The sequence below is a fragment of the Microbacterium aureliae genome (assembly GCF_054780155.1).
In genome coordinates this window covers 241,287-261,432 of sequence record NZ_BAAGWW010000002.1, presented here as the reverse complement: position 1 = coordinate 261,432, position 20,146 = coordinate 241,287, and the positions used below count along the sequence as shown (strand labels likewise).

Annotated in this window: 20 protein-coding genes and 1 tRNA gene; 12 read left to right on the top strand and 9 right to left on the bottom strand. The window is 71.2% G+C overall.

The genetic code is table 11. From position 1 onward, the window contains the following. Nucleotides 1–14 precede the first annotated feature (14 nt). Nucleotides 15–542 (bottom strand): FHA domain-containing protein FhaB/FipA, encoded by a 528-nt coding sequence (locus ACYVF4_RS07215; protein ID WP_460721229.1) that lies wholly within the window; start codon nucleotides 540–542, stop codon nucleotides 15–17. Then, nucleotides 539–1,276: an FhaA domain-containing protein gene (locus tag ACYVF4_RS07210; RefSeq protein ID WP_460721227.1), complete on the bottom strand. Its 738-nt coding sequence runs from the start codon at nucleotides 1,274–1,276 to the stop codon at nucleotides 539–541. The genes ACYVF4_RS07215 and ACYVF4_RS07210 overlap by 4 nt, the downstream gene beginning before the upstream one ends. A 152-nt stretch (nucleotides 1,277–1,428) precedes the next feature. Between ACYVF4_RS07210 and ACYVF4_RS07205 the strand changes: the two genes are divergently transcribed. Then, nucleotides 1,429–1,512, top strand: a tRNA-Leu gene (locus ACYVF4_RS07205). A gap of 46 nt (nucleotides 1,513–1,558) precedes the next feature. On the opposite strand, the gene ACYVF4_RS07200 is transcribed toward ACYVF4_RS07205, so the two are convergent. Beyond that, nucleotides 1,559–2,050 (bottom strand): GNAT family N-acetyltransferase, encoded by a 492-nt coding sequence (locus ACYVF4_RS07200; RefSeq protein ID WP_460721225.1) that lies wholly within the window; start codon nucleotides 2,048–2,050, stop codon nucleotides 1,559–1,561. A gap of 13 nt (nucleotides 2,051–2,063) precedes the next feature. Beyond that, on the bottom strand, nucleotides 2,064–2,720 hold the full coding sequence (locus ACYVF4_RS07195; protein ID WP_460721223.1) for a GntR family transcriptional regulator: 657 nt from the start codon (nucleotides 2,718–2,720) through the stop codon (nucleotides 2,064–2,066). A gap of 273 nt (nucleotides 2,721–2,993) precedes the next feature. On the opposite strand from ACYVF4_RS07195, the gene ACYVF4_RS07190 reads away from it, so the two are divergent. Then, a complete protein-coding gene (locus ACYVF4_RS07190; RefSeq protein ID WP_460721221.1) occupies nucleotides 2,994–3,200 on the top strand; it encodes a cold-shock protein in 207 nt (68 codons plus the stop codon). A 7-nt stretch (nucleotides 3,201–3,207) separates the two neighbouring features. Here ACYVF4_RS07190 and ACYVF4_RS07185 read toward each other — a convergent pair whose 3' ends face one another. The 4 genes from ACYVF4_RS07185 to ACYVF4_RS07170 all read right to left on the bottom strand — a co-directional run bounded on the left by ACYVF4_RS07185 (nucleotide 3,208) and on the right by ACYVF4_RS07170 (nucleotide 7,321). After that, nucleotides 3,208–4,494, bottom strand: coding sequence for a hypothetical protein (locus ACYVF4_RS07185; RefSeq protein ID WP_460721219.1), 1,287 nt, complete (start codon nucleotides 4,492–4,494; stop codon nucleotides 3,208–3,210). Next, on the bottom strand, nucleotides 4,481–5,164 hold the full coding sequence (locus ACYVF4_RS07180) for an HAD hydrolase-like protein (RefSeq protein WP_460721217.1): 684 nt from the start codon (nucleotides 5,162–5,164) through the stop codon (nucleotides 4,481–4,483). Before ACYVF4_RS07180 ends, ACYVF4_RS07185 begins: the two co-directional genes overlap by 14 nt. Before the next feature lie 25 nt (nucleotides 5,165–5,189). Then, nucleotides 5,190–5,885 carry an endonuclease NucS gene (nucS, locus tag ACYVF4_RS07175; RefSeq protein ID WP_460721215.1) on the bottom strand — a complete coding sequence of 232 codons (696 nt, stop codon included), beginning with the start codon at nucleotides 5,883–5,885 and terminating at the stop codon, nucleotides 5,190–5,192. Nucleotides 5,886–6,091: 206 nt separating this feature from the next. Next, on the bottom strand, nucleotides 6,092–7,321 hold the full coding sequence (locus ACYVF4_RS07170) for an MFS transporter (protein WP_460721213.1): 1,230 nt from the start codon (nucleotides 7,319–7,321) through the stop codon (nucleotides 6,092–6,094). 76 nt (nucleotides 7,322–7,397) lie between these two features. On the opposite strand from ACYVF4_RS07170, the gene ACYVF4_RS07165 reads away from it, so the two are divergent. The 7 genes from ACYVF4_RS07165 (at nucleotide 7,398) to mnhG (ending at nucleotide 14,816) form a co-directional block, all read left to right on the top strand. Further along, nucleotides 7,398–8,471 (top strand): LacI family DNA-binding transcriptional regulator, encoded by a 1,074-nt coding sequence (locus ACYVF4_RS07165; RefSeq protein ID WP_460721211.1) that lies wholly within the window; start codon nucleotides 7,398–7,400, stop codon nucleotides 8,469–8,471. A gap of 65 nt (nucleotides 8,472–8,536) precedes the next feature. Continuing rightward, nucleotides 8,537–11,467, top strand: a complete 2,931-nt coding sequence (locus tag ACYVF4_RS07160; protein ID WP_460721209.1) for a Na+/H+ antiporter subunit A — start codon at nucleotides 8,537–8,539, stop codon at nucleotides 11,465–11,467. Then, entirely contained in the window at nucleotides 11,467–11,991 is a 525-nt protein-coding gene (locus ACYVF4_RS07155; protein WP_460721207.1) for a Na(+)/H(+) antiporter subunit C, read from the top strand. The genes ACYVF4_RS07160 and ACYVF4_RS07155 overlap by 1 nt, the downstream gene beginning before the upstream one ends. Then, complete coding sequence (locus ACYVF4_RS07150) at nucleotides 11,988–13,592, top strand: Na+/H+ antiporter subunit D (protein WP_460721205.1); 1,605 nt, start codon at nucleotides 11,988–11,990, stop codon at nucleotides 13,590–13,592. The genes ACYVF4_RS07155 and ACYVF4_RS07150 overlap by 4 nt, the downstream gene beginning before the upstream one ends. Beyond that, nucleotides 13,589–14,197, top strand: coding sequence for a Na+/H+ antiporter subunit E (locus tag ACYVF4_RS07145; RefSeq protein WP_460721204.1), 609 nt, complete (start codon nucleotides 13,589–13,591; stop codon nucleotides 14,195–14,197). Before ACYVF4_RS07150 ends, ACYVF4_RS07145 begins: the two co-directional genes overlap by 4 nt. Then, entirely contained in the window at nucleotides 14,194–14,463 is a 270-nt protein-coding gene (locus ACYVF4_RS07140; protein ID WP_460721202.1) for a monovalent cation/H+ antiporter complex subunit F, read from the top strand. Before ACYVF4_RS07145 ends, ACYVF4_RS07140 begins: the two co-directional genes overlap by 4 nt. Beyond that, nucleotides 14,460–14,816 (top strand): monovalent cation/H(+) antiporter subunit G, encoded by a 357-nt coding sequence (mnhG, locus tag ACYVF4_RS07135; protein ID WP_460721200.1) that lies wholly within the window; start codon nucleotides 14,460–14,462, stop codon nucleotides 14,814–14,816. Before ACYVF4_RS07140 ends, mnhG begins: the two co-directional genes overlap by 4 nt. Nucleotides 14,817–14,829: 13 nt before the next feature. Here the strand turns inward: mnhG and argG are convergent, their stop codons facing one another. Further along, nucleotides 14,830–16,263 (bottom strand): argininosuccinate synthase, encoded by a 1,434-nt coding sequence (argG, locus tag ACYVF4_RS07130; protein ID WP_460721198.1) that lies wholly within the window; start codon nucleotides 16,261–16,263, stop codon nucleotides 14,830–14,832. 91 nt (nucleotides 16,264–16,354) lie between these two features. Between argG and ACYVF4_RS07125 the strand changes: the two genes are divergently transcribed. The 3 genes from ACYVF4_RS07125 to ACYVF4_RS07115 all read left to right on the top strand — a co-directional run bounded on the left by ACYVF4_RS07125 (nucleotide 16,355) and on the right by ACYVF4_RS07115 (nucleotide 20,146). Next, nucleotides 16,355–17,758, top strand: a complete 1,404-nt coding sequence (locus ACYVF4_RS07125) for a DUF1214 domain-containing protein (RefSeq protein ID WP_460721196.1) — start codon at nucleotides 16,355–16,357, stop codon at nucleotides 17,756–17,758. A gap of 65 nt (nucleotides 17,759–17,823) precedes the next feature. After that, nucleotides 17,824–19,110 carry an adenylosuccinate synthase gene (locus ACYVF4_RS07120; RefSeq protein ID WP_460721195.1) on the top strand — a complete coding sequence of 429 codons (1,287 nt, stop codon included), beginning with the start codon at nucleotides 17,824–17,826 and terminating at the stop codon, nucleotides 19,108–19,110. 1 nt (nucleotide 19,111) lies between these two features. Further along, on the top strand, nucleotides 19,112–20,146 hold the full coding sequence (locus tag ACYVF4_RS07115) for a lactonase family protein (protein WP_460721193.1): 1,035 nt from the start codon (nucleotides 19,112–19,114) through the stop codon (nucleotides 20,144–20,146).

Here is a 20,146-nt window from a genome sequence, read left to right as displayed (position 1 = left end):
AGGGGTCCGCCCGTCTACTTCCGCAGCTCGAACGTCGTGGCGCCGACCTTGATGGGCGCGCCGACGCGCACCGGCACCGGCGTCGACACGCGCTGACCGTCGTGCCACGTGCCGTTGGTCGAATCCAGGTCCTGGATCATCCACTGGTCGCCCCACAGCAGCAGCCGGGCGTGGTGGCTCGAGGTGTAGTCGTCGCGCACCACCAGGCCCGACTCGCTGGAGCGCCCGATGGTGAGCGGTTCCGTGCCGAGGGGCAACTCCAGTCCGGTCTTGGGACCCGAGGTGATGACGATCCGCGACACGGCATCGACGGTGGCCTTGCCGCCGGCGCCGGCGGAGGGCGCCGCGCGCGGCGCGGGCGGGGTCTGCGGGCGGGCCGCGGTCTGGCCGGCGGGCGCCGCGGCGGCGGGCGCGGCATCCGGCATCTTGCGGACCTTCACCCCGAACAGGTCGGCGCGCAGCGAGTACACCACCGCGAAGACGAAGAACCACAGCAGCAGCAGGAAGCCGATGCGCAGCAGCAGGAAGGTCAGCTCGCTCATGCCAGCGGCCCCTGCTCGCGGACGTCGTACGCGCGGGTCGCGTCGCCGGGCAGCGGCGGCTTCGGCGGTGTCGCCTGGGCTATCACGCGGAACACGATATCGGTGCGGCCGATCGTGACGGTGGAATCCGGTGCGAGGGGCGCCTCGGTGACCGGGCGGCCGTCGAGCTTGGTGCCGTTGGTGGACTGCATGTCGCGGACCATCGCGCGCTCGCCGTCCCACAGGATCTCGACGTGCCGGCGGCTGGTGCCGGAGTCGGCGATCGTGATGTCGGCGTCGCTCCCCCGCCCGATGACGGTGCGGGACTTGACGAGCGGATGCCGCGTCCCGCCGATGTCGACCACGCCCCGCCACGCGACCCTGCCCGTCGCCGACGAGCTGTCGACGTGCAGGGTGCCGGTCGCCAGCGAGTCATCGCGCCGAAGGTCGATCGTCACGGGACCCGCGAACGTGTACCCCTGCGCCTTGGCGTGTCTGTGGACGAGGGTGTCGAGCTCCTCGCGCAGGGCGCTGCCCAAAGCGGACATCTTCTCGTCGTCGGCGGGGGCGAGGTTCACGGTGAAGGCGTGCGGCGCGAGGATGCGGTCGCGGCTCACCACGGCGGCCTTCTTGTCGAGCTCGCTGCGCAGGGCGGAGGCGATCTCGACAGGCTGGATGCCGCTGCGGAAGGTCTTCGCGAACGCGCTGTTCACTGCGCGCTCGAGACCTTTCTCGAAGCTGTCAAGTAGTCCCACGGGGCTCCTCGGAGGGCTGGGCCGGTCGCTACATGCTAGTTGCACTGGCTGGACGGGTCGTGGACTGCGCGCGGCGGAGGGTGGATCGGGGGCCCGCGACCGGCGTGATACGATCGGGAGGTTGAGTTCGCGGCACCCCGGTGAAGCGACTCGCGCGAGTGGCGGAATAGGCAGACGCGCTGGCTTCAGGTGCCAGTGCCCGAAAGGGCGTGGGGGTTCAACTCCCCCCTCGCGCACAGAGGTGAAGGGCTCCCGGAAGGGGGCCCTTCACTGGTTCCGGGCTCAGATCCCGTCGAGCGACGGCGTGAGCGTGAACACGACCTCTTCGACGTCGCGCTTTACTCCGGGCGCGTAGGAGACGTTGCGCGAGACCTCGGTGAACCCGTTGTGCCGCAGCACCGCGATGGAGCCGGCGTTGTGGGCTGCGGCGCGAGCGAACAGCGGGCGGATCGGCTCCCGTGCGACGAGCTGGCGCAGCGCCTCGGTCGCGATGCCGCGGCCGCGCGCGTGCCGCGCGATCCAGAAGGTGACCTCGCGGTCGTCGCCGACGTCGAATGCGGCGATCGTGCCGGCGAAACCGCCGTCCTCGGTCACCACCCAGTGCGAGACGCCCGCGGTGTCGCGATGCTTCTGCATCCACGCGTCGAACGACGCGCGGTCGTCGGGATCCTCGGCGGTGAAGGCCGCGACCTCGATGGCCTCACGGTCGCGCATCATCTCGAAGACGGCGTCGACGTCGTCGTCGTCCAGGGGTCGCAGCTCGATGTGTCCCACGCGACCCACCCTCTCACGACGGTACGACGACGTGGTTGATGTCTCGAAGAAGCAGTTCGACCGCGGGGCCGTCGCGGTCCGAGACCGCCTGGCGGAGCGTTCGGTAGCGCTCCGTCCGCACCTCTGTCGGCTCCACCGGCGGCGCCCACGCCTGCAGGTTGCGCTGCAGCGCGAGGCCCGCCTCGCGCATGATCGTGACGAACACCAGGTTGCCGGTCGCACGGATCAGCAGCTGGTAGAACGCCACCGTGGCGCCGAGGATCGCCAGGGCGTCATCGCGTGCGGATCCCTCGATGAGGGCATCCACGCCGGCGACCAGATCGACCAGCTGCTCGTCGGTGCAGCGAGGCAGCGCCAGGAGGGCGGCATCCCCCGCGACGAACGTGATGAACTCCATGGTGTCCTCGTTCGCCCGCGGATGCAGCTCGCTGACGCGCGTGTAGCGGTTGGCCGCGACCTCCACCAGACCCACGCGCTCCAGCCGCTGCAGCGCCTCGCGGACGGGCGTGCGGGACACCCCCAGACGGGTGGCCAGCTCCACGTCGCGGAGCCGGTCTCCGGGGCGGAGCGTTCCGCGGATGATCGCCTCGCCGAGGATCGCGTAGACGTCGTCGCCGAGCGCCTTACCCTCTCGTGGGATGAGCGGCGTGAAGTCTTCGGGAGCGACCATGGCGCGATAAGTGTAGACCCCCGGGCCAACCCTCGCCGACGGTCCGGTATATCGGTACAGTGTGAGGGTCACGTTCCACGTGACGTATCCGGGGGGATCCGTCGACGTCCGGGCTTCGAGCAGTGCGCTCAGCCCGGGCGTTCGATGGCGGCATCCGTTCGCAACGTTTTCGTCACCATCGCGCAGATCCCGTCGATCCGTATGCACCCGTTTCGTTAGCGTGGAATCGATCCCGCGCGGTCGGCGCGGGGCGCGAGCGAGAAACGGCGATTGATGAGCACGCAGGGCACGGTCAAGTGGTTCAACTCGGAGAAGGGCTTCGGCTTCATCGCTCCCGATGAAGGCGGCCAGGACGTCTTCGCCCACTACACCGCCATCCAGTCGAGCGGCTACCGCTCGCTCGAAGAGAACCAGCGCGTGGAGTTCGAGATCGCGCAGGGCCCCAAGGGCCTGCAGGCCGAGAACATCCGCCCGATCTGATCCGGCGTCAGTCCCCGGCTTGCCCGGGGCGCAGGGCGCTGAAGTCCGCGAGGGCCTTGGCGTCCTCGGCATCGCGCAGCGCGCGGCGCGCGGCGTCGAGGGCCTCGACGGGGTCCTGGGCCTGACGCGCGGCCGCCAGCTCTCCCTCGGCCGAGAGCAGTCGCGAGCGAGCTTCGGCGCCGGCACGGGCGTGAGTGATGGCCGCCTCGGCGCGTGCCACCGCCGCCCGCGCCGAGGCGAGCGTTCCCGGCAGAGCGGTGCGCGCCCCGCGAAGACGCTGCTGCGCCGTGCTGGCGTCGCCGAGCGCCATGTCCAGGCCATCCCGCACGCGGGCGATCCGATCGATGGCGTGCGTGGGCCTGCGAGCCGCCGTCGGCTCGAGCTCATCCAGCTCGGCGCTCAGGCGGCGCACCTCGTCGCCTAGACGGTCGGCCTGCGCCGGCGGCACGTGCGAGCGCACGACGGTGGCCTGTCGCAGTGCAGCGCGCGCGGCGGCGAATTCCCCGTCCAGCGCCTGCGCCGCCTGCACCACCAGCCGGTGGGACTCCTCGAGGGTCCGCGCGTCGGACTCCGCCTGGCGAAGCGCGCGCTGCGCTTCGGCGAGCTCGGCCAGCACCGACCGCGTGGGGTCGGCGGCATGAGTGCGCGCGACCTCGAGCATGCGCTCGGCGGTCGCGGCCTCGTCCACGGCCGCACGCGCCGAGCGAGCGGCATCCGCCCACTCGCGTTCGTCGAAGCGGGCCGACAGATCCGCGATGAGGGCGGCCGGGTCGCCCATTTCGGCCCGCAGGTGCGCCAGGCGCTCACCGGCGGCGGCGACCTGCTGCGCGGCCGAGACATTAGCGCTCACCCAGTCGGCGTGCTCCTGCCGCGCGGCCGCGATGCCGGCGAGGGCCTGCCGCACGCGTCGCTCGATGCGGGCCGAGCCCCGTCGGACGTCGGCGGGCAGGAGTCCGGTCTCGCCCAGCGCGGCGTACTCCGCGAAGGACTCGTCGCGGACGTGCTGCGCGGTCAGCCGGGCGCGGCGGAGGGATGCCGGTGCGGTGCCGCCGTAGAGGGCGCCGGACAGTCCGACCTCGAGGTCGAGCTCGGTGACGGCGTCGTCGAGCCGGACGAGCTCGGCTCCGGCGGTGGAGCGGATGCGGTCGGCGTGGGCTCGCGCGCGTGCCGAGCGTCGCGCGCGCCGGACCGCCCACACGAGGATGAGGACGGCGAGGGCCGTTCCCCCGAAGACGACGACGGCGGGGATGAGCCAGCCGAGCAGATCGCCGCCGGCGGTCTCAGTCACCGGCATCCTCGAACATCAACAGGGCCCGCAGCTGGTCGACCGTGTCCACGGCCGCCTGGGCGCCGTCTGCCTCGTGCGGCCAGCTGAAGCCCCAGCGGACGAAGACGACCGGGACGCCGTGGACAGCGCCGCCCTCGACGTCGTGGTGGCGGTCGCCGACGAGCACCGGCCGCGACGTGTCGACCCCCGCGGCCTCGAGCCGGCGCAGGGCCTCTTCGACGATGTCGGCCTTCGCGCTGAGCGTCCGCTCGTCCGACGTCGCCCCGACGATCGCCGTCAGCGCCGGCGACAGGTCGAAGTGGTCCATCAGGGCCGCGACCTGGATCTCGGGCTTCGAGCTCGCCGTCGCCTGGGGGATGCCGGCGGCGGCGAGATCCGTGATCAGTTCGCCGATGCCGTCGAACAGGCGCGCGCCGGTGGTGTAGCCGTCCGCCTTGCCGAGCGTCCGGTAGAACCGGACCGCCTCGGCCGATTCGTCGGGGGTCATGCCCACGTTGTCCTGGAACGATTCGAACATCGGCGGGCCGATCCAGTGCACGAGCTCCTCGCGCGTCGGACGTGGCTTGCCGAAGTGCTCGAGGGTGACCGTCAGGCGCCGAAGGATGCCGTCGGAGGCATCGACCACCGTTCCATCGACATCCCACAGGATGCAGGTCCAGGGCGAGCGCATCGGCATGCCCTTACGCTACCCGGCCACGCGCTCAGAACAGCCGCGGTGCGCCCGACTCGATCCCCTTCATGCCCTCGTAGTCGAGGGTCACGCAGCGGATGCCGCGATCGGCGGCCAGCACCTTCGCCTGCGGCTTGATCTCCTGCGCGGCGAAGACGCCGGTGACCGGCGCCAGGTGCGGGTCGCGGCCGAGCAGCTCGAGGTAGCGGGTGAGCTGCTCGACGCCGTCGATGTCGCCGCGGCGCTTGACCTCGACGGCGATCGTGCCGCCGGTCTCGTCGCGCAGCAGCAGGTCGACGGGACCGATCGCCGTCGGGAACTCCCGCCGCACGAGCGTCAGGCCGTCGCCGATGACATCGACCTGCTCGGCGAGCAGCCGCTGCAGATCGGCCTCGACCCCGTCCTTCTGCAGTCCCGGGTCCACGCCGAGTTCGTGGGAGGTGTCGTGCAGCACCTCGTAGATGCGCACGAGCAGCGCGTCGCCGGTCTTGGCATGGGTGACCCGCCAGTGCTCGAGGACTCCCGCGGCGGCGGACTCGGCATCCGGGATCTCGACGTCGAGCCGGCAGGGCGGACTCATCCAGTTCAGCGGCTTGTACGAGCCGCCGTCGGAGTGCACCAGCAGGCTGCCGTCGCCCTTGTGGACGAGCAGCCGCGTCGCGAGCGGAAGGTGCGCGGTGAGACGGCCGGTGTAGTCGACCGAGCAGCGGGCGATGACGAGACGCACCCGAAGAGCCTAGCCCGCCCGCTCCCCCGCCCTCCCCTCGTTCCATTGCCACCAGATCACGTGATCTGCACGAGATCACCCGGTATTCGCCGTCAACAGCGGGTGATCTCGTACGCATCACGTGATCTGGTGAGGATGGGAGGTCGGGGGTGGGGGCGGCGAAGTGAAAGGCGAGGGGGGATGCCGGCGGGGCGGCGGGCGGGAGGTCAGGGGCGGCCGGCGCCGACCGTCGAGCCCGCGAGGGGGCGGGCGGCCGACGACGCCAGGCCCGACGCGATCGCGAGACCGACCAGGACGTAGAGGGTGTTCAGCAGCCCGATCTGCTCGCTGATGAAGCCCAGGATGGGCGGACCGCACAGGAACGAGATGTACCCGATCGTCGCCGCCGCGCTCACGCGGGCGGCCGCCTTGGCCGGGTCGTCCGCCGCGGCCGACATCCCGAGCGGGAAGCCGAGCGAGGTCCCCGCGCCCCACAGCGCCGCGCCGACGAAGACCAGCGGAAGGCTCGGCGCGAGGATGAACAGCAGCAGCCCGGCCGCCGAGGCCGCCGACAGCACGCGCAGGGTCGCCACGCGTCCGAAACGGTCGACGAGCGGCCCGCCGAACACGCGCACGACGGTCATGCTCACCGAGAACACGGTGAGGCCCAGCGCCCCCACCGCCTGGTCGGCGCCGTGGCCCTCGACCATCCCGAGGGCGAGCCAGTCGTTCGCCCCGCCTTCGGCGAAGGCCATGCCCAGCATGATGACGCCGAGCGCGTACGTGCGCGGTTCGCGCCAGGCCGACAGGGCGATGTGCAGGCGCTCGCGCCAGTGGGGGGCGTCGCCGGTGGCGGCGGTGTCGCCGGTGAACTCCCGCTCGGGGACGTTGGCGTGCGCGACGAACGCGATGACCGCGATCGCGACGGCCATCACGGCGGTGTGCGCGAGGACGTCGACGTCCCAGCCGGCGGCGATGGCCCCGATCCCCGCGCCGATGACGGTGCCGAAGCTGAAGAAGGCGTGGAACAGCGGCAGGATCGTCTTGCCCGACTGCTTCTCGATCGCCGCGCCCTCGACGTTCATCATGACGTCGACGGCGCCGTTGCCGAGGCCGAACAGCACCAGACCCAGGACGACGACGACGAACGACTGCGCGACGTCGGTCCCGACGCCGATGAGGGCGACGCCGGCGGCGAAGACGATCATCGACGCCCGCATGCCGGCTCGCGCGCCGAAGCGGGCGAGGATGACGTTGGCCAACGACAGCCCGGCGATCGATGCGATCCCCGCGCCGAGCAGCATCAGCCCGATCTGGATGTTGTCGACGCCGAGCGAGATCTTGATCGCGGGCACGCGAGAGGCCCAGGTCGCGATGCTGAGTCCGCTCGCGAGGAAGATCGCGAACACGGCCGTGCGCCAGCGCACGAGCTGCGACCTCATCAGTTCCAGTTCCATGCCGTCAGGGTACATCGAATCGTTTCGGCCGCCGAATCGATTCGATAAACGGATGCCGGCGGGCTAGCATCCCCGCATGGGCACCAGCCGCCGAGCCACCATTGCCGACGTCGCACGTCGCGCCGGCGTCTCGCCGTCGACGGCATCCGTGGTCTTCAGCGGCAAGACCCCCGTGTCCGAGGCCACCCGCAGCCGCGTCCGCCAGGCGGCCGAGGAGCTCGGCTACACCGGCCCCGACCCGCGCGCGGCGTCACTGCGGACCGGACGCTCCGGCATCGTCGGCGTCGTGTTCGAGGAGCACCTCGGCACGGTGTTCCTGGACCCGGTGAAGACCCTCATGATGGACGGCCTGGCCGACGCGATGACCCCCGTGGGGGCGGGCCTGCTGCTGCTGCGCGACCACGACCCGGTCGGCACCGGGCCCACGCTCATGACCGCACCCATCGACGCCGCCGTGCTCGTCGGATGCAGCGGGCTGCTGCGCGAGTCCCTCGACACCGTCAAGGCTCGCGGCATCCCGGTCGTGGTCCTCGAGGGGGATGCCGGGGGAGACGTCCCGCGGATCGTGCTGGACAACCGCGAGGCCCAGCGTCAGGCGGCCAGCCACCTGCGCTCGCTCGGGCACTCGCGCGTCGCGGTCGTCGCGCTGCCGGCGCGTTCGGGCTGGCAGGCGGGATGGCTGCCCGACGACGCGGACGTGACGATCGACGTGACACGCGAGCGGCTGGCCGGCGCCCGCGACGTCTTCCCGGACGCGCGCGCCTACGCCGCCGCCGGCAGCTTCATCGACGAGGGGCTCGCCGCCGGTCGCATCGTGCTCGGCGAGCCGGATCCAGATGAGCGCCCGACCGCGGTCATCGCGCAGAGCGACCTGCTGGCGGCCGGGGTCATCCGTGCGGCCGAGGAGCTCGGACTCCGCGTCCCCGAGGACGTCAGCGTGACCGGCTTCGACGGCATCGTCGTCGACGGGCTCGCGCCGTACGAGCTCACGACCCTCGTCCAGCCCGCGACCGACAAGGGCCGCGCGGCGGGGCGGATCGTCGCGGCCATGCTCGACGGGCACGACGCGGCGTCGATCTCGTTCACCTGCATGTTCCGTGAGGGAAATACGACCGCTCCGCCCGCCGCCGGGCCGCCTCCCGCCCGCTAGACTGGGCGCCACACGACCTATCGCCCGAGCCGCGTACCCGCGCCGACGACTCCCGAGGAGGCCGCATGCTCCTCGTCCTCGGCGCGTTCGGAATCCTCCCGCTCCTGCTGCCGTGGCTCGTGAGGCGCGTCGGCTCGTGGGCCTTCGCGATCGCCGCGCTCCTGCCGGCCGCCGCGTTCGTCCACACGGTCGCGCTGTCGCCCCTGGTTCTCGCCGGAAACATTCCATTCGAGGCATTCGACTGGATCCCGCCGCTCGGCATCGAACTGTCGATGCGCATGGACGTGCTCTCGTGGGTGATGACGCTCATCGTCACGGGCGTCGGCGCCCTCGTCCTGCTCTACTGCCGGTGGTACTTCGCCGACGGCGGTGAGGGGCTCGGCCAGTTCTCGGCGGTGCTGCTCGCGTTCGCCGGTGCCATGTACGGGCTCGTCCTCACCGACGATCTGGTCGTGCTGGTGATGTTCTGGGAGATGACCAGCGTCCTGTCCTACCTGCTGATCGGGTACTACAACCGCCGCGCCGCGAGCCGCCGCGCCGCGCTGCAGGCGCTGCTGGTGACGACCCTCGGCGGCCTCGTGATGCTCATCGGCGTGGTGCTGCTCGTGGTCGAGTCCGGCACCTCGAGCATCTCGACGATCCTCGCCGAGGCGCCGACCGGCGCCGTCGTCAACGCCGCCCTCGTCCTGCTGCTCGTCGGCGCGCTCAGCAAGTCCGCGATCTTCCCGTTCCACTTCTGGCTGCCGGGCGCGATGACGGCGCCCACGCCCGTGAGCGCCTACCTGCACGCCGCGGCGATGGTGAAGGCCGGCGTCTACCTCATCGCGCGGCTCGCGCCGGTGTTCGCCCTGGCGCCGTCGTGGCGGCCGATCGTGATCGCCCTGGGCGTCTTCACGATGCTCCTCGGCGGCTTCCAGGCCCTGCGCGAGACCGACCTCAAGCGCCTGCTCGCCTTCGGCACGGTCAGCCAGCTGGGCTTCCTGACGGTCGTCCTCGGCTACGGCACGCGCGACGCCGCGCTCGCGGGACTCGCGCTCCTCATCGGCCACGCGCTGTTCAAGTCGGCCCTCTTCCTCATCGTCGGCATCATCGACCACCAGGTCTCGACCCGCGACCTGCGTGAGCTCAGCGGTCTGGGCCGGCGCACACCGGTCATGGCGACGGCGGCGGCGCTCGCGGTCGCCTCGATGGCGGGGATCATCCCCACGCTCGGCTTCGTGGCGAAAGAGGGCGCGCTCGCGGCGCTCATCGACGAGGCGGTCGGCGGATCGGCGTGGGCGTGGGTCGCCCTGGTGGGGGTGTCGGCGGGGTCCGCGCTGACCGTGGCCTACGGCATCCGCTTCGTGTGGGGCGCGTTCTGGGCGAAGCGGGATGCCGACGGTGCGGCCCGCCCCGCGACCGAGTGGCCCGCGCCGACCCTCGGGTTCGTCGCCGTCCCCGCCCTGCTCGCGCTTCTCGGGGTCGTCGCCGGCCTCGTCTCGCCGTGGATCGGGATGGGCCTGCAAGGCTATGCCGACGCCGCGCCGGACTCCTCGCCGGGCGTCCCCGCGCCGGAGTATCCCGCCTACCTCGCGCTGTGGCACGGCTGGGAGCCCGCGCTGTGGATCTCGATCGGAACCCTCGTGGTGGGCGCGCTGCTGTTCGCCGTCACCGCGCGGCGGGATCTCTCCCGCCGCCGGCTGCCCTTCACCGCGCCGGACGTCTACAACCTCGCGCTGCGCGGCGTCGCCCGGCTGTCGGTGGCCACCACGACGGTCACCCAGCGCGGATCCCTGCCGGTCTACGTCGGCACGATCTTCGTCGTCCTCGTCGCCGCCGAGGGGACCGCCCTGGTGATGGGCGGCCAGCTCACGAGCGCGCTCGACACCTTCTGGTCGCCGATGCAGCTGCTCGCCGCCCCGATCATGATCGCCGCCGGCATGATCGCCGTCCGCGCGCGCAAGCGCTACACCGGCGTCGTGCTGGTGTCGGTGACGGGTCTGGGGATGGTGCTGCTGTTCGCCACGAGCGGCGCCCCCGACCTCGCCGTCACGCAGATCATGATCGAGACAGTGACCCTGGTCGCCTTCGCGCTGGTGCTCCGCCGCATCCCCTCGCGGCTGGGAGAGCACAACTCCTCGGTGTGGCCGGTCGGCCGGGCGATCCTGGGAGCGGCGGTGGGCCTCACGATGGCCGGCGTCGCCCTTGTCGCCACCTCGGCGCGCGTTCATCCGCCGGTGTCGACGGACTTCACCGACCTGGGGTACGAGCTCGGACACGGTCGCAACACCGTCAACGTCGCGCTGGTCGACCTCCGCGGGTGGGACACCATGGGCGAGCTTTCGGTGCTGGTGCTCGCCGCGACCGGCGTCGCCTCGCTGGTGTTCATCACCCACCGTGCCGACACGCTGTCGCAGTTGACCGCACCGATCGATCTCGGCGACCGCCGTGATCGCCGGCCGCTGGTCGAGACCGAGGCCGGCCCCCGTCGGCGCGGCGAGGCGTCCGGCAGCACCCGCACCGCGTGGCTGCTGGGGGGTCAGCGGGTGCGTCCCGAGAACCGGTCCATCATCCTCGAGGTCATCGTGCGGATCCTCTTCCACATGATCATCGTCGTCTCGCTGTACCTGCTGTTCGCCGGGCACAACCTGCCCGGCGGCGGCTTCGCCGGGGGACTGGTGGCCGGTATGGCGCTCGTGATGCGGTACGTCGCCGGCGGCCGCTACGAGCTGGGGGTGGCCGCGCCGACCGACGCCGGCCGCCTGCTGGGGATCGGCATGACGATCGCCGTCGGCTGCGCCATCGTGCCGCTGTTCTTCGGCGTCGCGCCGCTGACCAGCTGGTTCTTCGAGCTCGAGGCGCCTGTCATCGGCCACATCGAGTTCGTCACCACGACGCTGTTCGACATCGGGGTGTACCTCGTGGTCATCGGCCTGGTGCTCGACGTCCTGCGCAGCCTCGGCGCCGAGGTCGACCGGCAGGCGGCAGAGCAGCGGATGCCGGGGGTGAGCGCCTGATGCCCGTCTCGCTCGTCCTCATCGCCGTGATGGCGGTGCTCTTCGCATGCGGTGTGTACGCCATGCTCGAGCGGAGCCTGACGCGCGTGCTCATCGGATTCCTGCTGCTGGGGAACGCGGCGAACCTGCTGCTGCTGATCTCGATGGGCGCGCCGGGGATCGCTCCGTTCTACGGTGCGGGCGACCCGGCCGAGATGTCCGACCCGCTGCCGCAGGCGCTGACCCTGACGGCGATCGTGATCACCTTCGCCATCTCGGCCTTCCTCCTCGCCCTCATCTACCGGTCGTGGCAGCTCGGCCAGGCCGACACCGTCACCGACGACGAGGCCGACATCGCCGTCCGCGAGCGCGGCGCCCACGCCGAGGACTCCATCGTGGACGCCATCTCGGACGAGGACGACGACGCCACCAGCGACTTCGTCGACATCTCGACCGCGCCGATCACGATCCTCGGCAGCCGGGACCTCGCGGCGATCCGCGACGACGCCCCCACCGACCAGCGCGACGACGAGGGGGAGAGATGACCGCCATCGCCCCCGCGCTCGTCCCGCTGCTGGTGACCCTGCCGCTTCTCGGCGCCGCCATCGCCCTCATCGCCGGGCGCCACCGCCGCACGCAGGTGGCCGTCTCGGTCATCACCCTGACGCTCGTGTGCATCATCGCCGCCACGCTGCTCGTCGTCGTGGACGTCGGGAACGAGGCCATCGCGGTGTCGGTGGGCGGCTGGCCGATCCCGACCGGGATCATCCTGTACGTCGACCGGCTGGCGGCGCTGCTGGTCATGGTCTCGAGTGTCGTGCTGCTCGCCGTCCTGCTCTTCTCGGTGGGCCAGGGCGCCGCCGACAACGACGACGACACCCCGGTGTCGATCTTCCACCCCTCGTACCTGATCCTGGCCGCCGGCATCTTCAACGCCTTCATCGCCGGCGACCTGTTCAACCTGTACGTCGGTTTCGAGATCCTGCTCGTGGCCTCCTACGTCCTCATCACCCTCGGATCGACCGAGTCCCGCATCCGCACGGGCGTCGTCTACGTCGTGGTCTCGCTGGTGTCCTCGATCCTCTTCCTGTCGGCGATCGCGATGATCTACAGCGCCCTGGGCACCGTGAACATCGTCCAGATCTCGGAGCGGATGGGCGATCTGCCGCAAGAGACCCAGCTGGTGCTGCACCTCATGCTGCTGCTGGCATTCGCGATCAAGGCCGCCATCTTCCCGCTGTCCTTCTGGCTGCCCGACAGCTACCCGACCGCGCCGGCGCCGGTCACCGCGGTGTTCGCGGGCCTGCTGACCAAGGTCGGCGTGTACGCGATCATCCGCACCGAGACCGAGCTCTTCCTCGACAACGACGTCAACGTCCTGCTGCTCGTCGCCGCTCTCGCCACCATGGTGGTGGGAGTCCTGGGCGCGCTCGCGCAGGCGGAGCTCAAACGCATCCTGTCGTTCACGCTCGTCAGCCACATCGGCTACATGATCTTCGGGCTCGCGGTGGCGACACCCGCAGCGATCGGCGCGACGATCTACTACACGGTCCACCACATCATCGTGCAGACCACCCTCTTCCTCGCGGTGGGCCTGGTGGAGCGCCGGGCCGGATCGACCTCGATCCTGCGGGTCAAGGGCCTCATGCGGGCGGCGCCGGTGATCGCGGTGCTGTACTTCATCCCGGCGGTGAACCTGGGGGGCCTTCCGCCCTTCTCGGGCTTCATCGGCAAGTTCGCCATGTTCGACGCGGCGGCCCAGGTGGGCACGCCGCTCATGATCGTGCTCATCGTGGCGGGCATCGTGACGAGTCTGCTGACCCTCTATGCGCTGATGCGGGCCTGGAACCTGTCGTTCTGGCGCGAAGAGGACGATTCCGCCGAGACCGAGGCGCGCATCTCGTACCTCGGCGCGAGCCCGGACGCCGCGGTCGAGACCGCGCGGCGCACCACCCCCAGGGTCATGACCGCTGCGACGGCCGGGATGGTCGGCTTCACCGTCGCCCTGACGGTGTTCGCCGGCCCGCTCTACGACATCTGCACGCGCATCGGCGACGCCCTGCTGCAGCCGGTGACCATCGAGCAGCTCGAGCAGCAGCACCAGATCAGCACCGGCGGCGACGAGAAGAGCGAGGAGGCGCCGTGACCGCTCCCGACGACGCCACCGCGCAGCCGGGCTGGCGCGGCACCCTCCGCCACGTCTGGCGGCAGCTTCCGTTCTTCGTGTGGCTGGTGGCGCTGTGGATGCTGCTGTGGGGTCAGTTCACGCTGCTCGCCTTCGTCACCGGCGTCGTCGCCGCCGTCGTCGTCACGCGGTCTTTCCGCCTGCCGCCGGTGGAGCTGTCGGGCCGGCTCAACCTCTGGTACGGGCTGATCTTCGTCGTGACGTTCCTCGCCGCGCTCGTTCGCGGATCCCTCATCGTCGCGTGGCAGGTCATCGACCCGCGCCGGTACCCGGGAACGGCGATCGTGGCGGTGCCGCTGCGCACCGACGACGACCTCATCATGACGCACACCGCGATCACCGCGTCGCTGATCCCCGGTTCGTTCGTCGTCGAGACCGACCGTGATCGCCGCATCCTGTATCTGCACGTTCTGGGCGTCGACGACCCTAAGGACGCCGAGCTGCACCGGAGGTCCGTCCAGGGGTGGGAGGCCCGCATCGTGCGCGCAGTGGGATCGGCCGAGCAGCTCGAGATCATCCGCCGGGCGAAGATCGACGCTCCGCAGCAGGGGAGGGAGGCCAAGTGACCGCGCTCCTCGTCATCGCCTACGTCGTCTTCGCCGTGGCCGCGCTGCTCACCCTGTGGCGGATCGTCGTCGGGCCGTCGATCCTGGACCGGGCCGTCGCCAGCGACGTCCTGCTCACCGAGGTCGTGTGCCTGCTGGGTGCCGAGATGGCCATCAACAACCACACCCGCTCACTGCCGGCCATGCTCGTCATCGCCGCCGTCGGCGTCTTCGGGTCGATCGCGATCGCCCGCTTCGTCGCCAGAAGGGACACGCCGGACTCATGAGCGAGATCCTCGACATCGTCGCGCTGGTCCTGATCCTCGCGGGGTCGCTGCTGTGCCTCACCGCCGCGATCGGACTGCTGCGATTCCGCGACGTGACGACCCGGCTCCACGCCGCCACGAAGCCGCAGGTGCTGGGGCTGCTCCTGATCTGCGTGGCCGTCGCGCTGTCGCTCGAGAGCTGGGCGGTCGTGGCGTTCCTCATGCCGGTGATGCTCATCCAGCTGGCGACGGCTCCGCTGTCGGCGCACATGGTCGGGCGCCAGGCCTACCGCAACGGAACGTTCGACGCGACCGACCTGGTCGTCGACGAGCTGGCCGGGTCCCAGCAGACGCCGCCCGCCGCGGGCGGCTGATCCGGCCGTACGGTCAGTCGGTGCCGAGATCGAACGCCGACGCCTCGTTCGCTGCATCCGTCGCGTCTGCGAGTGTTTCGTCGTAGCCCTCGACCCGCTCGGTGATCTCGCCCGCTCCGCCGCTTTCGAGCGTGCCCACGAGCTCGGCGGTCGCCCCGCCGATGATGCCCGCTGCGGCGTAGTGCTCCAGGCGTGCGCGCGAGTCGGCGATGTCGAGGTTGCGCATCGTCAGCTGGCCGATCCGGTCGACGGGCCCGAAGGCGGCATCCCCGACCCGCTCCATCGAGAGCTTCTCGGGGGCGTACGACAGCCCCGGGGCGGTCGTGTCGAGGATCGTGTAGTCCTCGCCGCGGCGCAGGCGCAGGGTCACGGTGCCGCTGATCGTCGAGCCGACCCACTTCTGGATCGACTCGCGCAGCATGAGCGACTGCGGCTCGAGCCAGCGTCCCTCGTACATCAGGCGCCCGAGCCGCCGGCCCTGCTCGTGATAGGTCGCGAGGGTGTCCTCGTTCAGGATGCCGTTGACCAGGCGCTCGTACGCGATGAAGAGCAGCGCCATGCCCGGCGCCTCGTAGATCCCGCGGGACTTGGCCTCGATGATGCGGTTCTCGATCTGGTCGCTCATGCCCAGACCGTGCCGGCCGCCGATGCGGTTGGCCTCGAACACCAGCTGCACCGGGTCGGAGTACTCCACGCCGTTGAGGGCGACCGGGCGTCCGGCTTCGAACGTCACCGAGACGTCCTCGGCGGCGATCTCGACGGCGGGATCCCAGAAGCGGACGCCCATGATCGGCTCCACCGTCTCGAGCGAGACGTCGAGGTGCTCGAGAGTCTTCGCCTCGTGGGTGGCGCCCCAGATGTTCGCGTCGGTGGAGTAGGCCTTCTCGGCCGAGTCGCGATACGGGAAGCCGTGGGCGACCAGCCACTCGCTCATCTCCTGCCGGCCGCCGAGCTCCGAGACGAAGTCGGCGTCGAGCCACGGCTTGTAGATGCGCAGGGCGGGGTTGGCCAGCAGGCCGTAGCGGTAGAACCGCTCGATGTCGTTGCCCTTGTAGGTCGAGCCGTCGCCCCAGATGTCGACGCCGTCCTCCTTCATGGCGCGGACGAGGAGGGTGCCCGTGACGGCACGGCCGATCGGCGTGGTGTTGAAGTAGGTGCGACCGCCGGAGCGGATGTGGAACGCGCCGCACGCCAGGGCGCCGAAGCCCTCTTCGACGAGCGCGGTCTTGCAGTCGATGAGCCGCGACACCTCGGCGCCGTACTCGAGCGCCCGGCCGGGGATCGCCTCGATGTCGTCCTCGTCCGGCTGGCCGAGGTCGCCGGTGTACGTGCAGGGGACCGCGCCCTTGTCGCGCATCCACGCCACCGCGACGGAGGTGTCAAGACCCCCCGAGAAGGCGATGCCGACGCGCTCGCCGACGGGCAGGGACTGGAGGACCTTCGACATGGCGTCCAGTTTAGTGAGCGGCATCCGTCGTCTGTGACGGAGCCCGCGCGGGGAGAGGTCCTCTGCACGGCATATGTGGAAAAGTGTGTCTATGGCACTTCACGTCAACGCCGACAACTTCGTGCGCGCCGAGACCGAGCGCATGTTCGGCGACATTCAGCGGGATGCCGGCGGCGTGGGGGTGTTCCGGCACAACCGTGAGCCCGCCGCGATCGACGAGCAGACGGTGGTCCGGCTCAATCGCGACACCCTCTACAGCTTCGCCATCGTCGATCTGGCGGGGACTGCCGCCCTGACGATCCCCGAGCACGGCGACCGCTACGTGTCCGTCATGATCGTGGACGGCGAGCACTACGTGCGCGCGGTGCTGCACGAACCCGGCCGGTACGACCTGGCAGAGATCGCCCCCGGATCGCGCTACGTGCTGGTGGCCGTGCGCACCCTCGTCGACGCCTCGGACCCGGCGGACGTCGCCGAGGTCAACGCCCTGCAGGACCAGTTCGAACTCGAGGCCGAGTCCACCGAGCCCTTCGAGGCGCCGGAGTACGACACGGCGTCGCTGGATGCCACCCGCCAGGCCCTGCTGAACCTCGCGGCCGGCCTGCGCGCCTTCGACCGGACGTTCGGCGGCCCCGACGAGGTCGACCCGGTGCGGCACCTCATCGGCACGGCGGCCGGCTGGGGCGGCCTGCCCCTGAGCGAGGCGTCCTACCTGGGCGTCTCTCCGGGGCTGCCGGTGGGGCACTACGAGCTGACGATGCGCGACGTCCCCGTCGACGCGTTCTGGTCGGTGTCGGTGTACGACGCGCGGGGGCACTTCGTGCCCAACGACGAGGGCCGGTACAGCGTCAACAGCATCACCGGCGTGCCGGACGAGGACGGTGCGATCACCGTCCGCTTCACGCCGGCCGGCGAGGCGACCGGGCCGAACGACATCCCGGTGCCCGAGGGGTGGAACTACCTGCTGCGGCTGTATCGCCCGCGGCCGGAGTTCCTCGAAGGGCGCTGGGAGGTGCCCGACCTGGTGCGGCTGGCCGGCCCGGCCCCCGAGGCGGCAGACGCCGAGGCGGCGGAGCAGGGGGAGCCCGAGGACGAGCCGGGCGAGGGTGAGCCGATCGGGGGCGAGCACGTCGGGGGCGAGCACGTCGAGGGTGAGCCGATCGGGGGCGAGCACGTCGAGGGCGAGCACGTCGAGGGCGAGCCGGTCGAGGACGAGCCGGTCGAGGGCGAGCCGGTCGAGGACGAGCCGGTCGAGGACGAGCTGCCGCAGCCTCCATCGGCCGACGACGAATGGGCCGAACGCGAGCCCGACGAGGTCGAGCCCGACGCGTCGGCAGGGGACGACGCCGAGCCGGTCGAGGACGAGCCGGTGTACGTCGTCGACGACGGCGTCGAGCCGGTGACCGCCGAGGTCGTCGTGGAACCCGCCGAGAGCGAGCACGAGCACGAGCGGGAGCCCTCTGAGGGCGAGCACCACGAGCACCAGGAGCGCTGATCCGCGGGGCCGCGGGACGGCATCGATAGGATGGGGTGTAACCGTCCGATAAACGGGGGAGAGCCATGCCAGGCATCGTGATCGTCGGCGTCCAGTGGGGAGACGAGGGCAAGGGCAAGGCCACCGACCTGCTCGGCGACCGCACCGACTGGGTCGTGAAGTTCAACGGCGGCAACAACGCCGGCCACACCGTCGTGATCGGCGACGAGAAGTACGCCCTTCACCTGCTGCCCTCGGGCATCCTCTCGCCGGGCGTCAACGCCGTCATCGGCAACGGCGTCGTGATCGACCTCGAGGTCCTCTTCGCCGAGCTCGAGGCCCTCAACGCCCGCGGGGTGGACACCTCCCGCCTGCGCGTGAGCGCCAACGCCCACATCATCACGCAGTACCACCGCACCCTCGACAAGGTCACCGAGCGCTTCCTGGGCAAGCGGCAGATCGGCACGACCGGCCGCGGCATCGGCCCGGCGTATGCCGACAAGATAAACCGTGTCGGCATCCGGGTGCAGGACCTGTTCGACGAGAACATCCTGCGTCAGAAGGTCGACGGCGCCCTCGAGCAGAAGAACCACCTGCTGGTGAAGGTCTTCAACCGCCGCTCCATCACGTGCGACGAGATCGTCGACGACCTGCTGTCGTACGCCGAGCGGCTGCGGCCGATGGTCACCGACACCGGCCTGCTGCTGACCGAGGCGCTCGACAACGGCGACGTCGTGGTGTTCGAGGGCGGTCAGGCCACGATGCTCGACGTCGACCACGGCACCTACCCGTTCGTCACGTCCTCGTCGGCGACCGCCGGCGGCGCGTCGACCGGCTCGGGCGTCGGCCCGAACCGTCTGGACCGCATCGTCGGGATCGTGAAGGCCTACACCACGCGGGTCGGCTCGGGCCCCTTCCCGACCGAGCTCTTCGACGAGAAGGGAGAGTGGCTGCGCTCGCGGGGCTTCGAGTTCGGCACCACGACCGGCCGGCCGCGCCGCGTCGGCTGGTACGACGCCCCCATTACGCGCTACGCCACCCGCATCAACGGCATCACCGACCTGGTGCTGACGAAGCTCGACATCCTCACCGGCCTCGAGCAGATCCCGGTGTGCGTCGCCTACGACGTCGAGGGCACGCGGTTCGACGAGGTGCCGGTCAACCAGACCGACTTCCACCACGCCACCCCGATCCTCGAGAACTTCTCCGGGTGGAGCGAGGACATCTCGGGTGCACGCACCTTCGAGGACCTGCCGGCGGCCGCGCAGGACTACGTCCTCGCGCTCGAGAAGCTCAGCGGCACCCGCATCTCGGTCATCGGCGTGGGCCCCGCCCGCGACGCCGTGATCGTGCGCCACGACCTCGTGGACTGACGTGCGCCTGCTCGTGGGCGGCTACTCCGCCGACATGGACGGGCATGCCGAGGGCATCGGCGCACTGCGGGCCGGCGCGGCGGACGAGCCGTCCGCCGGCGGAACCCTCGCCTACGCCGGGACGCTGGCCGCTGCCGCATCGCCGTCGTGGATCACCCGGCATCCGGCCCTCGACGTCGTCTACGCCGCGCTCGAGAAGCGGGGCGAGGTGCAGGCCTTCCGCCGGACCGGCGAGGAGGCGTACGAGCCCCTCGGCGCCCCGGTCCCCGCGGGCGAGGCGGTGTGCCACGTCGCCGTGGCCCCCGACGGTCGTTCGCTCCTCGCGGCGTGCTGGGGCGACGGTCGTGTGGTCCGCATCGCGCTCGCCGCCGACGGCACCCTGTCGCAGCCGTCGGTCGCACCGACCTCTGAGGACCCGCACCCGGCGGCATCCTTCGGCGAACCGCGCCCGTCGCGGGCGCACCAGGCGCGGTTCCTGGACCGCGGCCTGGTCGCGACGACCGACCTGGGCCACGATGCGGTCCGGCTGTGGCGTACGGATGCCGCCGGCCTGACCCCGCATCAGAGCGTCGCGCTGCCGGCGGGGAGCGGCCCGCGCCACATGGTGTGGCACCCGAGCGGTCACCTCTACGTCGTCACCGAGCTCTCGGGCGAGGTGTTCGCGCTCGCTCCCGAGCGGACCGGCCGCTGGCGGATCGTCGCCGGTCTTCCGCTCGGAGCGATGCCCGGCGACACCGGCGCCGAGCTCGCGGTGTCGCGGGACGGCGAGACGCTGTACGCAGGACTGCGCGGCAGCAACACGCTCGCGGCGGTGCGCGTGCGCGGCGACGGGTCGCAGCTGCATCCCGTCGCTCTCGTCGAGGCCGGTGTCGACTGGCCGCGCCACCACCTCGTCATCCGGGACACGCTGCTGGTGGCGGGGCAGCGCTCGGACGACGTCGTGTCGATGACCCTGGACCCCCGCACCGGCGTGCCCGGCCGGGTGCGCTCGCGCACGTCGGCGCCCTCGCCCACCTGCCTCGTGCCGCTCGCCTGA